The sequence below is a fragment of the Streptomyces sp. NPDC034049 genome, from assembly GCF_055575575.1.
Map to the genome: position 1 here is coordinate 22,302 of NZ_JBVISJ010000013.1, position 13,551 is coordinate 35,852.

Sequence of the window (13,551 nt, forward strand, 5' to 3'; positions counted from 1 at the left end):
ATGAACGACACCACCCTCACCGTCGGCTCCATCGAAGCCCAGCCCGGCACCAAGGTCCGCGGCACCGTCCGGGTCGACCTCGGCACCGTCACCACGGACATCCCGCTGACCCTGGTCAACGGCGCCCGCCCCGGCCCCCGGGTCGTCATCACCGCGGGCGTGCACGGCGGCGAGTTCACGCCCATCGACGCCGTCGTACGACTGGCGGACAGGCTGGAACCCGGCCAGGTGCACGGGCAGGTGATCATCTGCCCCGTCGCCAACCCGCCCGCCGTGTACGAGGGCCGGCTCAACATCTCCCCGGTCGACGGCGTGAACCTCAACCGCGTCTTCCCCGGCGACCCGGCCGGCGGCCCCACCGAGCGGCTGGCCGCCTGGCTCTTCACCCACCTCGTCGACGGCGCCGACGTCTACATCGACCTGCACTGCGGCGGCATCGACCAGGTCCTGAGCGACTTCGTCGGCTACCGCCTCACCGGTGACGCGGACCTCGACAAGGCCACGGCCGAACTGGCAGGCTCCTTCGGCATCGAGGATGTCATCCTCGGACTGAAGGCCGACGGCGGCAACAGCCACGCGGCCGCCGCCCGCCGGGGCATCTCGGCGGTCCTGGTCGAGGTCGGCTCACTCGGACAGCGGGACGAGCCCACGGCCCTCCGCCGCGTCGACGGACTCCTCACGGCACTGCGCCACCTGGGCGTCCTGGACCAGACCGGCTCCGCCTCGGCCCCGATCCGTGAGTGGGTCTGGTCCGCCGGCGTCACCGCCGAGGCCACCGGCCTGTGGTACCCGGAGTTCACCTTCGACGCCGACGTCATCGGCGAAGTCGCCGAGGGCGACGTCCTGGGCCGCATCGTCGACCCGGCCGACGGCACGGAGCACACGGTCCACGCCCCGGCCGGCGGACGGATCTTCTACGGCATGCACGGCCTCACCGTCGCCCCCGGCGCCGAACTCGCCGCCCTCGCCGTTCCGTGGGACCCCGACACGGCCGCGCGGACCGACACCCTCCGGACGCCCGGTGTGGGCACCGGGTCCGACGAGGCGGGCCCCCGCGCCTAGACCACCGTTCCCACCATCCCCCTTTCCACGTCCCCAGCCACCCCTCTTCTCACGGCCGGCACCACCAGGAGGCACACGATGAAAGATGCCCGGATAGACCGCAGACTGTTCCTGCGAGGAATAGGCGGGGTCACGGCGGGCGTCGCCGCCGCGACCACCCTCGGCGCCTGCGGCACCGGCACCAGCCGGTCCGTCGGCGGCAGCGGCGGCAAGAGCGGCAAGACGGTGGTCGTCCGCGACAGCGGCGGTTCCTACGGCGCGGCCCTCCAGAAGGCGATCTACACGCCGTTCACCCAGGAGACCGGGATCGCCGTCAAGGTGCTCAACGTGGACGACGCCCCGCTGCTCGCCCAGATCAAGCAGGGCCGCCCGCAGTGCGACCTCATCAACAACTCGATGATGTCCCACAACAAGTACGTCAAGCAGGACGCGCTGGAGGCGCTGGACCCCGACCGGCTCAAGAGCCTGAAGAGCGCGAAGATCCCCGAGGCCCAGATCACCGACCATGCGATCGGCCACAGCTTCTACGGGCAGTGCATCGCGTACCGCACGGACGCGTTCGGCGGCGCCAAGCCGGAGTCGTGGGCGGACTTCTTCGACACCAAGGCGTTCAAGGGCGGCCGGTCGATGTGCAGCCCGTCCGGTGACCTGCCGGAGCTGGAGTTCGCGCTGCTGGCCGACGGCGTTCCCATGGACAAGCTGTACCCGCTGGATGTGGACCGTGCCTTCAAGGCGCTGACCCGACTGCGAGGCGACATCAAGAAGTTCTGGGACAGCGGCCCGCTCCCCGGTGTGCTGCTCAGCCGCCAGGAAGTGACGATGTCCACCGTCTGGGACGGCCGGATCGCTGATCTGGAGAAGCAGGGCGTTCCGGTGACCCGGCAGCTGAACGGCATGCGCCGTCAGTTCTCGGGCTACGCCATCGCCAAGGACGCGGCCCACGTGGACAACGCCTACCTGCTGATGGATTTCGCGCTGCGCGCGGAGAGCCAGGCCGCCCTGGCGAAGGCGTTCCCGTCGAACCCGTCCTCCCCCCTGGCCTACGCCAAGCTCACCGAGAACGAGCGCAACGCGCTCGCGGGTGCGCCGAAGTACTACGACAAGGGCTTCGACGCAGATGTCGACTGGTGGCTGAAGAACGAACCGGCCGTCACCAAGCGCTGGCTGGAGTGGGCTCGTGGCTGAATTCGGTATCGCCACACCGTCCGTCAAGGTGGCCGGCAACAAGTCGGCCACCGCGACCGGCAAGTCGCTGTCGGTGGTGGCTCTGCGCAAGACCTACGGCGACGTCGTCGCCGTCGACGAGGCATCCATGGAGATCGCGGCCGGGGAGTTCGTCACTTTCCTCGGCTCCTCGGGGTCGGGCAAGACCACGACGCTGATGATGATCGCCGGGTTCTGCGAACCCGACTCCGGCACCATCTCCGTCGGGGACCGTGACGTCACCCGCCTCGCCCCGCAGAGGCGGAACCTGGGTTTCGTCTTCCAGCAGTACCTGCTCTTCCCTCACATGACCGTGAGCGAGAACGTCGCTTTCCCGCTGACGCTGCGCGGGGTGGGCAAGGACGAGATCCGCCGCCGGGTGGGCGAGACGCTGGAGATCGCGGGCCTGTCGGGGTTCGGCGGCCGTAAGCCGCGTGAGCTGTCCGGTGGTCAGCAGCAGCGTGTGGCCTTGTGCCGGGCGCTGGTCTACCGGCCGCCGGTCATCCTCATGGACGAACCGCTCGGCGCCCTGGACAAGAAGCTCCGCGACCAGCTCCAGGTCGAGATCAAGACCATCCAGCAGGAACTCGGCCTGACCGTCATCTACGTGACGCACGATCAGGAAGAGGCGTTGGTCATGTCCGACCGCATCGCGGTGATGCGCAACGGCCTGATCGAGCAGTTCGACACCCCCCGGGAGCTGTTCGAGCGGCCGAGGACGCCGTTCGTCGCGGACTTCCTCGGCGCGGCCAACTTCCTGCCCGGCCGCGTGGAGCGGCACACCGACGAGCACACCCTCGTCCGCCTGGACAGGTCCGGCGGCTTGCTGGAGGCGCGCCGTCACCAGTTGGCCCTGGGTACGCAGGTGAAGGTCGCTGTGCAGCCGGGCCGGCTGCGGGCCGTCGCCACCGACGACGGGTTCTGTACCGGCACGGTCGAGATGGCCACCTACGTGGGCACCCTGGTCCGCGCGGGGGTGCGCATCGACGGCAAGGAGGCGCCGCTGCTGCGGCTGGAGGTCCCGGCCGGCCGTGGCCCGGTCGCCGGTGAGCGGGTCGGGATCTCCGCCGACCCCGAGGACGTCAACCTCTTCGCCGACGAACAGGGAGGGTGAGCCATGGCAGCCACCCTCACCGCGGGCGCTCCCGCCCGTCCGCGCAAGCTCCTGGCCTCGCGCCGGACCCGGGTCGGGATCCTGTACGCGCTGCCGGTCGTGGTCTATCTGCTGGTGCTGTTCGTCTACCCGATCTTCAGCACGCTGCTGCTGAGCCTGAAGGACGCCGACGGATCGTTCACCTTGCACTGGTACGCCGACGCCCTGACCGGGGTGAATCTGTCGGTGCTGTTCACCACGCTGCGGATCTCCGCCGAAACGGCCGTGCTCAGCCTGGTCTTCGGGTTCGTCCTGGCCCAGGCGATCACCCGGCTGAAGCCGGTGTGGGCGGGCCTGGCGATGCTGGTCGTGGTCGTCCCGCACTTCGTGTCCGCCCTGGTGCGCACCTACGGCTGGATCATCATGCTCGGCGACAAGGGCCTGGTGAACGAAACCCTGGCGTGGGCCCCGGGGGCGCCCTACCAGCTGCTCTACAACGAACTGGGCGTGGTCATCGGCACCACCTCGATGATGCTGCCGTACACCGTGCTGCTGTTGTACGGGGTGATGCGCGGTGTGGACCGGCGGCTGCTGGCGGCCGCGTCGAGCATGGGCGCGGGCAAGGTGACGATCTTCCGCCGGGTCTATCTGCCGCTGGTCGCGCCTGGCCTGGCCAGTGCCGGCCTGCTCAGCTTCATCCTGTCACTGGGGTACTACATCACTCCGGCCCTGATGGGCGGACCCAACCAGACGATGATCGCCACCCTCATCAACCAGCAGGTGACGAAGGAGAACCAGTGGAACGGGGCGGCCGCGCAGGGCGTCATCCTGCTGGTCCTCACCCTGGCCGGACTGCTGCTGGTCAAGGTCGTCAGCTCCCTGGGCGCCAGCCGTAAGAAGAGGAACGCCTCATGATGGAGCTGCGCAAGACCCTCACCGGCCGAATCGCCCTGACCGTCGTCGCCACCCTGATCCTGCTGTTCCTGGCCCTGCCGATCGTCGTCATCCTCGTCACCTCCTTCAGCAACAACGCCTTCGCCGCCTTCCCGCCCGAGGCGTGGACGCTGAACTGGTACAAGGCCCTCTTCGCCGACGGCAGCAAATGGCCCGCCGCGCTCTCCCTGAGCGCCCTGGTCGCCGCGCTGAGCACCGTGTTCTCCCTCATCATCGGGGTGACCGCGGCGACCGCCCTGGTCCGCAGCGAACTCCCGCTGCGCTCGGCGGTGTTCGCCCTGGTCCTCGGACCCCTGCTCATCCCGCAGATCGTCACCGCACTCGGGCTGTTCCTGCTCTTCGAGCCGGCCGCGATGCTCGGCAGCCCCATCGCCATCGCGCTCGGCCACACCGTGCTCGCCTCACCCATCGCGGTCCTGATCCTCGTCGCCACCCTGCGCGGCATCGACGAACGCCTGGAGGACGCCGCCGCCAGCATGGGCGCCGGCCGCCTCACCATCGCCCGGAAGATCACCTTCCCCCTCGCCGCCCCCGGAATGATCGCGGCAGCGATCTTCTCCTTCATCACCAGCTTCGACGAGTTCTACATCTCCCAGTTCCTCTCCTCCGTCGACACCGTCACCCTGCCCGTGCAGGTCTACAACTCCCTCACCTTCGAGATCGACCCCAGCGTGACCGCAGTCAGCGCCATCCTCATCGCCTTCGCCGTCCTCGCCCTCGGCCTCGTCGCCCTGGTCCGCTGGATCGGCACCGGACGGCAGGAATCCCTGCTCTCGGTCGAGAACACGGTGGGCGTCGCCGCCCCCGGAGGTGAGACCGTATGATCGCCACCGCTCAGCGGCACCTGCTGCTGCACATGACCGCCAACGGATCGCTCGCGATGCCGGGCCAGGAACTGTTCGTCGTCAGCCGCGGCGAGGGCCCGTACGTCGACGACGCGGACGGCAACCGCTACATCGACGGGCTGTCGGGGCTGTACTGCTGCCAGCTCGGCTACTCCTACGGCCCCGAGTTCGCCGAGGCGGCCGAGAAGCAGCTGCGCGAGCTGTGCTACAGCCCGCTGTGGTCCGGCTCCGCGCACCCCACGGCGATCGAACTCGCCGAGCGCCTGTCGCGGATCGCCCCCGTCGACATCGAGCACACCTTCTTCTCCAGCGGCGGCGCCGAAGCCGTCGAGACCGCCTGGAAGATCGCCCGCCGCTACCACGCGCTGCGCGGCGAACCGGGCCGCACCAAGGCCATCGCTCGGCGCGGCGCCTACCACGGACTGACCATCGGCGCCCTCTCCCTCACCGACGACCCCGGCCTGACGGAGCCGTACGGCCCGCCGGCGATCGACACCCGGTTCGTGGCCAACACCAACCGCTTCGGCCTCGCACCGGAATACGCGGACGACGGCCTGTACACGGCCCGGCTGCTCGCCGAGCTGGAGGACGCGATCCTGGCCGAGGGGCCGGAGACCGTCGCCATGCTGATCGCCGAGCCGGTGCAGAACCGGGGCGGCTGCATCACCCCGCCCCAGGGTTACTGGCAGGGTCTGCGGGCGCTGGCCGACCGGTACGGACTCCTGCTCGTCGCCGACGAGGTGATCACGGCCTTCGGCCGGCTCGGGGAGTGGTTCGGCGGGGACCGCTACGGCGCCCGCCCGGACATGGTCACCGTCGCCAAGGGCATCACCGCCGGTTACGCCCCCCTGGGAGCGACTCTGGTCAGCCAGGGTGTCGTCGAGGTCATCAACCGGCCCGGCACGGTCCTCAACCACGGCTACACCTTCGCCGGGCACCCGCTGAGCGCGGCCATCGCCCTGCGCAACCTGGAGATCATGGAGCGGGACCGGATCCTGGAGAACGTCCGTGACCTCCAAGGCCACCTGGCGGGCCGCATGGCATCCCTCGCGGACCTGAGAATCGTCGGCGACGTCCGGGGAGCCGGGTTCTTCTACGCCTGCGAACTCGTCGGCGACCAAGAGGACGGCGGCTTCGGCGACACCGCCCGCGCCGGCCTGATCGCCGACCTGATCCCGCGCCGGCTGCGCGAGGCCGGCCTCCTCGCCCGCGTCTACAACCGGTCCGCGCCACTGGTCCAGATCGCGCCCCCGCTGATCAGCGACCGGGCCCTTCTCGACCGTATCGCCGACATCCTCGCGGAGACCCTCGCCGAGGCGTCCGCCCGCATCTGATCCATGTTTGGGAAAGGAACGACATGTACTCCATCGGTCCGCTGACCGTCGCCCCCGGCGAGCGCGCCCAAGGCCTCATCCCGGTCGGCACCAGCAGCTACGGTGTCGAACTCGGCATCCCACTGATCGTCGTCAACGGCGCCCAGGACGGCCCGGTCCTGTGTGTGGACGCCGGCGTGCACGGCGACGAGTACGACGGCCAGGAAGCCGTCCGCCGCGTGGTCGCCGAGATCGACCCGGCCACCCTGCGCGGCACGCTCGTCGCCATCCCCTGCATGAACACCCCGGCCTTCGAGGCGGCGGCCCGCACCAGCGGCCTGGACCACCTCAACCTCAACCGCATCTTCCCCGGTGACGCGGACGGCTCGTACTCGCTGCGCCTGGCCGCCACCTTCGTCGAGCAGGTCGTCCCGGCCATCGACGCCCTGGTCGACCTGCACACCGGCGGCACGTTCGGTGAGATCGCCCCGCTGGTCATCCTTCAGGGCGGCTACGAGGAACTGGCGACGGACATGGCCCTCGCGGCCGGGCACGAGCTGGTCTGGAAGGGCGGCAAGTGGGGCGGCACGGTGCGCCACCCCACCCTCGCGGCGGGCAAGCCCGCCATCACCATCGAGGTCGGCGGCGGCACCTACCGCGAGGAGAACGTCACCCTGCACATGCACTCCATCCGCAACATCCTCCGGCAACTCGGGATGATCGACGGTGCGGCGGAGTTGCGGGACACCTACACCACGGTCTCCGGCACTTTCGCCCGCTCCGACGCCGGCGGCTTCTTCGTCGGCCACGCCGAGCCGGGGGACACCTGCAAGGAAGGCGACCTGATCGCCCACATCGTCGACCACTACGGCAACACGCTGGAGGAGGTCCTCGCCCCGCAGGACGGCATCGTGCTCTGGGTCCGCCGGATCCGTACCGTCCGCCCCGGCGACGAGGTCGTCATCTTCGGCGAGGTGCAGGGAGAGATCCGGCCATGACCGGCGAACTGCGCTTGACCGAGCTGCTGATCGACGGCAAGCAGGTGCCCGCCGCCGACGGACGCTTCTTCACGGTCCTCGATCCGTCCGACGGCACCGCCATCGCCCAGGTGGCGCTGGCCGGCACGGCGGACGTGGACCAGGCGGTGGCCGCCGCCCGCGCGGCGCTCACCTCTCCCGAATGGGCCGGGATGCGCGCCGCCGACCGGGGCCGCATCCTCTACCGGATCGCGGAGGCCATCCGCTACCAGGGCGAACGGCTGGCCCGCCTGGAGAGCCAGGACGTCGGCAAGCCGCTGAGCCAGGCCAAGGCCGATGTCGAGGCCGCCGCCCGGTACTTCGAGTTCTACGCGGGCGTCGCCGACAAACTCGGCGGCACCACGATCCCCCTCGGGCCCGGCCTGATCGACTACACCGTCCGCGAACCGATCGGTGTCTCCGGCCAGATCATCCCGTTCAACTACCCGCTGCAGAACACCGCGAGGGGATCCGCTCCGGCGCTGGCGGCGGGCTGCACCGTGGTGCTCAAGCCCTCCCCGGAGGCGCCCCTCACCCCGCTGGAGATCGGCAGGATCGCCCTGGAGTGCGGACTCCCGCCGGGCGTCCTGAACGTCGTCCCCGGTGACGGCGAGACCGGCGCGGCTCTCGCCGGGCACCCGGACATCAACCAGGTCACCTTCACCGGCTCGGTGCCCACCGGCATCAAGGTCGCCCAGGCCGCCGCCGCCAATGTGGTCCCCTCCGTCACGGAACTGGGCGGCAAGTCACCGGTCGTCGTCTTCGCCGACGCCGACTTCGACCTGGCGTTGACCGCAGTCGCGGCCTCGGCCTTCGGCAACGCCGGCCAGACCTGCTCGGCCGGCACCCGGCTGCTGCTCCAGCGCGGCGCCGAGGAGTTCCTCGACAAGCTGGTCGCCCACGCCGCCGCACTGCGCGTGGGCCCGGGGCTCACCGACCCGGACGTCGGCCCACTGGTCGCCGCCCGGCAGCGCGACCGGGTGCTGGGCTACCTGGACCTGGCCCGCGAGGAAGGCGCCGTGGCCCGGGCCGGCGGCGGTGCGCCGTCCGACCCGGCCCTCGCCGACGGCTACTACGTCGAGCCGACCGTGCTCACCGGCCTGACCAACGACGCCCGGTGCGCCCGCGAGGAGATCTTCGGCCCCGTCGTCACCGTCATCGAGTTCGACGACGCCGACGAGGCCCTGGACATCGCCAACGACAGCCCGTACGGCCTCGCGTCCTACGTCTGGACCCGTGACATCGACAAGGCGATGCGGCTCGCCGAGGGCATCCGGGCCGGCCAGGTCTATGTCAACGCCACCGGCGTCGGCACCGGCGTCGAGCTCCCGTTCGGCGGCTACAAGCACAGCGGCTGGGGGCGGGAGAAGGGTCTCGCGGCCCTCGACAGCTACACGCAGACCAAGAACGTCTGCATCGGATTCGGGAGCCGGTCATGAGATACCGCACGCTGGGCGAGCGCGGCCCGACCGTCTCCGTGGTCGGTGTCGGCGGCAACAACTTCGGCTCCCGTCTTGACGAGGACGGCACGAAGGCGGTCGTCCACGCGGCCATCGACGCGGGCATCACCCTGTTCGACACCGCCGACTTGTACGGCGGGTTCGGCGAGAGCGACAGCGGGCGCGGCGACGGCGAACGGCTCCTCGGTGCCGCCCTGAAAGGGCACCGCGACGAGGTCGTGCTGGCCACCAAGTTCGGCATGGAGATGGGTCAGGAGGCCGACCTCTACGGCCGGCGCGGCGCCCGCCCCTACATCCGGTACGCCGTCGAGGCGTCGCTGCGCCGACTCGGCACGGATCGGATCGACCTGTACCAGTACCACGAGCCGGACGGCGTCACCCCGCTGGAGGAGACGGTCGCCGCGCTCCGAGAACTGGTGGACGAGGGCAAGATCCGCTACATCGGCTGCTCCAACCTTCCGGCCGAAGACCTCACCGACGCCTTCGTCTCCACCCAGGCCCGCTACCACCTGCTCGACCGGGCGGTGGAGCAGGACCTGATCCCGGCCTGCCTGCGCCACGGCGTCGGCCTCCTGCCGTACTACCCACTGGCCAACGGCCTGCTCAGCGGAAAGTACCGGCGCGGAGAGGAACCTCCGCCCGGCAGCCGGCTGTCCTGGCGGCAGGGCTGGCTCACCGACGCGGCCCTCGACAAGGCCGAGGCGCTCACCGCGTACGGCGCCGAACGAGGACTCACCCTCCTCCAGGTCGCCGTGGGCGCACTGGCCGCGCTCCCCGCCGTCGGCTCCGTCATCTGCGGCGCCATGACCCCCGAACAGGTCACCGCCAACGCGGCGGCGGCCGACTGGACCCCCGACCCGGCCGACCTGGCCGCACTCGACGCGATCGTCACCCCCGGCGAACGCGTCGTCTGAAGCCCCCACCCTCACCCCCGGAAAATCCGTAAACCCGCGAGATCGAGGCTGAACACCATGCGAGAGATCGTCACCTTCGACGCCTATGGAACCCTGATCGACTTCCAGCTCGGCCCCACCACCCTGAAGATCCTTTCCGACTCCGGCCGGCTGGACCTGGACAACCTGGACGTCGACGAGTTCCTCGACGACTTCCGCGTCATGCGCTTCCAAGCCGTCCTGGAGGCCTACCGCCCCTACCACGAGGCCCTGCCCTCCAGCCTGCGCAACGCCATGCGCCTGCACGGCCTGGAGTACCGCGACTCCGACGGTGAGGCCCTGGTGGACGCGGTCCCCACCTTCGGTCCCTTCCCGGAGGTGCCGGAGGCCCTGCGCGCGCTGAAGACCAGGTACGAGATCGCCATCATCTCCAACACCGACGACAACCTGATCGCGCGGAACGTCGAGAACATCGGCGTCGAGTTCGACTACGTCATCACCGCCCAGCAGGCGGGCGCCTACAAGCCGGACCGCCAGACCTTCAAGCACGCCTTCCGGACCATGGGCGTCGAGCCGTCCCAGGTCATCCACACCGCCCAGGGCTGGGAGTACGACCACATCCCGACCCGCGACCTCGGCCTGAAGCGTCGCGTGTGGATCAACCGTTACGGCCGCCCCGGCAGCGCCGACTACCAGCCCTACGACGAGCTGCCCGACCTGTCGGGCCTGCCGAAGCTGCTCGGCTGCTGACCGACGGCGCAACCGGCGAACCAGACCGAGAACACAGAGGACGCACGCCATGAAGCAGATCCCCTACTGGCTGGACACAGCCCCCGCCTTCCCCGACCGTTCCGGCAAGGACCTGCCCGACGAGGCGGACGTGGTGGTGATCGGCGGCGGTCTCACCGGCCTGTCCACCGCCTATCACGCCGCCCGTAAGGGCGCCCGGGTCGTCCTGGCCGAGAAGGACAAGGTGGGCTCGGGCGCCTCCGGGCGCAACGGCAGCATGTGCACCCAGGGCATCACCATCAGCCCCGCCGAGGCGCGCAAGCGCTACGGGCAGGAGCGGGCCCGTGAGCTGTACGACGCCTTCCGCGAGGCGGTCGACGTCGTCGAGGAGCTCACCCGCACCGAGAACATCGACTGCGACTTCAACCGCTCCGGACGCCTCGGCGCGGTCTGCAAGCCCGGGCACTTCGACGGCCTGCGGGCCAAGCAGCGCGACCTGGCCGACAACTTCGGCCACGAGACGGTCATCCTGAGCAAGAGCGAACTGCGGGCGGAGCTCGGCACGGACTACTACCACGGTGCCCTGCTCGACCCGCTCAGCGCGGGCCTGCACGTGGGCAAGTTCGTCGGCGGCCTGGCGGACGCCGCCGAGCGCGCCGGCGCCGAGATCCACGAGCGCAACGCCGCCACCGGCCTCACCCGCCTTCCAGGCGGCGGCTTCCTGGTGGAGACCATGAACGGCACCATCCGTGCCAAGCAGGTCATGGCGGCGACGGACGCCTACACCGACAAGTCGATGCCGTGGTTCCGCAAGCGGCTGATCAACGTCGGCAGCTTCATCATCGTCACCGAGCCGCTGGGGGAGGCACGCGCCAAGGAGCTCATCCCCAACGGCCGCCTGCTGGTCGCCCACAAGAACGTCGGCCACTACGTCCGCCTCACCCCGGACAACCGCCTCGCCTTCGGCGGCCGGGCCCGCTTCGCCCCCTCCAACCCTGCCTCCGATGTCAAGAGCGGCGACATCCTCAAGCGGGAGATGACGGAGATCTTCCCGCAGCTGGCCGGGGTGCGGATCGACTACGTCTGGGGCGGCATGGTGGGCTTCTCCTGGGACCGCGTTCCGCACGCGGGTGACGTCAACGGCCTGTACTACTCCATGGGTTACTGCGGCCACGGCGTCCAGATGGCCACCTACATGGGCCGGGCCGTGGCCGAGATGATGGACGGCAAGCCGGAGGCCAACCCCCTGCGCGGCTTCGGCTTCCCGAAGGTGCCCGTCCCCTTCTACAACGGCACCCCCTGGTTCCTGCCGTTCGGCGGCGCCTACTACAAGGCCAAGGACAAGCTGCTCTGAGCCGATGGCGATGCCGACGGCGTCGAAACCGCGGGGACTTCCCCAGCAAGGGTCCTGGGACGTCCCCGCGGCTTTCCGGTCTCGCGGCCTGTTGCCGCACCCACTCACGTCCACGCCTGAACCGCATCGAGGAAGGGACCGCTCCGGAATGACCGCCGTCACCCGCAGTGAACACGATCTGCTTGGCGACCGGGACGTTCCCGTAGACGCCTACTGGGGTGTTCACACGCTGCGCGCCACGGAGAACTTCCCCATCTCGGGCACCCCCATCTCCGCCTACCCGCACCTGGTCGACGCGCTCGCCGCGGTCAAGGAGGCCGCCGCCCGCGCCAACGAGGAACTCGGCCTGCTCGCACCGGAGAAGGCCGCCGCGATCATCGCGGCCTGCCGGGAGATCCGCGACGGCAAGCTGCACGACCAGTTCGTCGTCGACGTGATCCAGGGCGGCGCCGGCACCTCGACGAACATGAACGCCAACGAGGTTGTCGCCAACAGGGCGTTGGAGCTGCTGGGCCACGAAAAGGGCCAGTACCAGTACGTGCACCCCAACGAGGACGTCAACCTCGGCCAGTCCACCAACGACGTCTACCCGACCGCCGTCAAGGTCGCGACGGTCTTCGCGGTGCACGGGCTGCTCAAGGCGATGGCCGTACTACAGGACTCCTTCGCCGGCAAGGCCGTCGAGTTCCGCGAGGTCCTCAAGATGGGCCGTACACAGTTGCAGGACGCGGTGCCGATGACGCTCGGCCAGGAGTTCTCCGCATACGCCGTCATGATTGACGAGGACCGCCACCGTCTTGCCGAGGCCGTCGAGCTGATCCATGAGATCAACCTGGGTGCCACGGCGATCGGCACCGGGCTCAACGCCCCTGCCGGATACGCCGAGTCGGCCCGCCGCCACCTCTCCGAGATCACCGGACTGCCGCTGGTCACGGCCGCCAACCTGGTCGAGGCCACGCAGGACTGCGGCGCGTTCGTGCAGATGTCCGGCGTGCTCAAGCGGGTCGCCGTCAAGCTCTCCAAGAGCTGCAACGACCTGCGCCTGCTGTCCTCCGGGCCGCGCGCGGGCCTCAACGAGATCAACCTGCCGCCGGTGCAGGCCGGTTCGTCCATCATGCCCGGCAAGGTCAACCCGGTGATCCCCGAGGTCGTCAACCAGGTCGCCTTCGAGGTCATCGGCAACGACGTCACCATCACCATGGCGGCCGAGGCGGGACAGCTCCAGCTCAACGCCTTCGAGCCGGTCATCCTGCACTCCCTGTCGGAGTCCATCACCCACCTGCGAGCCGCCTGCCTCACCCTCGCCGAACGCTGCGTGGACGGCATCACCGCCAACACCGAGGCGCTACGCGCGAGGGTGGAGAACTCCATCGGCCTGGTCACCGCCCTCAACCCGCACATCGGCTACACCGCGGCCACCGACATCGCCAAAGAGGCCCTCGCCAGCGGCCGGGGCGTGGCCGAACTCGTCCTGGAGAAAGGCCTGTTGCCGGCCGAGACCCTCGCCGACCTGCTGCGCCCCGAGGTCGTGGCCGGCCGGAGCCGGGCCCTGACCTGACATGCCCGGCGTACCGGCCCGGCGGGCAACAGCGGGTTTCGTCGGGGTGGTGAGCCGTGACCGGTGCCGCG

12 protein-coding genes are annotated in these 13,551 nt (G+C 70.0%); all 12 read left to right on the forward strand.

Annotation, left to right across the window (positions count from 1 at the left end):
* Nucleotides 1–1,062, forward strand: coding sequence for a M14 family metallopeptidase (locus ACZ52C_RS30915; protein ID WP_469077830.1), 1,062 nt, complete (start codon nt 1–3; stop codon nt 1,060–1,062).
* A gap of 78 nt (nt 1,063–1,140) precedes the next feature.
* Complete coding sequence (locus ACZ52C_RS30920) at nt 1,141–2,247, forward strand: ABC transporter substrate-binding protein (protein ID WP_469077831.1); 1,107 nt, start codon at nt 1,141–1,143, stop codon at nt 2,245–2,247.
* Nucleotides 2,240–3,379: an ABC transporter ATP-binding protein gene (locus ACZ52C_RS30925; RefSeq protein ID WP_469077832.1), complete on the forward strand. Its 1,140-nt coding sequence runs from the start codon at nt 2,240–2,242 to the stop codon at nt 3,377–3,379. The genes ACZ52C_RS30920 and ACZ52C_RS30925 overlap by 8 nt, the downstream gene beginning before the upstream one ends.
* Before the next feature lie 3 nt (nt 3,380–3,382).
* A complete protein-coding gene (locus tag ACZ52C_RS30930) occupies nt 3,383–4,273 on the forward strand; it encodes an ABC transporter permease (protein ID WP_469077833.1) in 891 nt (296 codons plus the stop codon).
* Nucleotides 4,270–5,136, forward strand: coding sequence for an ABC transporter permease (locus ACZ52C_RS30935; RefSeq protein ID WP_469077834.1), 867 nt, complete (start codon nt 4,270–4,272; stop codon nt 5,134–5,136). Before ACZ52C_RS30930 ends, ACZ52C_RS30935 begins: the two co-directional genes overlap by 4 nt.
* Nucleotides 5,133–6,491, forward strand: a complete 1,359-nt coding sequence (locus ACZ52C_RS30940; RefSeq protein WP_469077835.1) for an aminotransferase class III-fold pyridoxal phosphate-dependent enzyme — start codon at nt 5,133–5,135, stop codon at nt 6,489–6,491. Before ACZ52C_RS30935 ends, ACZ52C_RS30940 begins: the two co-directional genes overlap by 4 nt.
* 23 nt (nt 6,492–6,514) lie before the next feature.
* Nucleotides 6,515–7,468 (forward strand): succinylglutamate desuccinylase/aspartoacylase family protein, encoded by a 954-nt coding sequence (locus tag ACZ52C_RS30945; RefSeq protein WP_469077836.1) that lies wholly within the window; start codon nt 6,515–6,517, stop codon nt 7,466–7,468.
* Nucleotides 7,465–8,925: an aldehyde dehydrogenase family protein gene (locus ACZ52C_RS30950; protein WP_469077837.1), complete on the forward strand. Its 1,461-nt coding sequence runs from the start codon at nt 7,465–7,467 to the stop codon at nt 8,923–8,925. The genes ACZ52C_RS30945 and ACZ52C_RS30950 overlap by 4 nt, the downstream gene beginning before the upstream one ends.
* Complete coding sequence (locus ACZ52C_RS30955) at nt 8,922–9,860, forward strand: aldo/keto reductase (RefSeq protein WP_469077838.1); 939 nt, start codon at nt 8,922–8,924, stop codon at nt 9,858–9,860. Before ACZ52C_RS30950 ends, ACZ52C_RS30955 begins: the two co-directional genes overlap by 4 nt.
* Nucleotides 9,861–9,917: 57 nt before the next feature.
* Entirely contained in the window at nt 9,918–10,589 is a 672-nt protein-coding gene (locus ACZ52C_RS30960; protein ID WP_033527815.1) for a haloacid dehalogenase type II, read from the forward strand.
* Between the two features lie 49 nt (nt 10,590–10,638).
* A complete protein-coding gene (locus ACZ52C_RS30965; RefSeq protein ID WP_469077839.1) occupies nt 10,639–11,922 on the forward strand; it encodes an NAD(P)/FAD-dependent oxidoreductase in 1,284 nt (427 codons plus the stop codon).
* 148 nt (nt 11,923–12,070) lie between these two features.
* On the forward strand, nt 12,071–13,480 hold the full coding sequence (gene aspA / locus ACZ52C_RS30970) for an aspartate ammonia-lyase (protein WP_469077840.1): 1,410 nt from the start codon (nt 12,071–12,073) through the stop codon (nt 13,478–13,480).
* Nucleotides 13,481–13,551 lie beyond the last annotated feature (71 nt).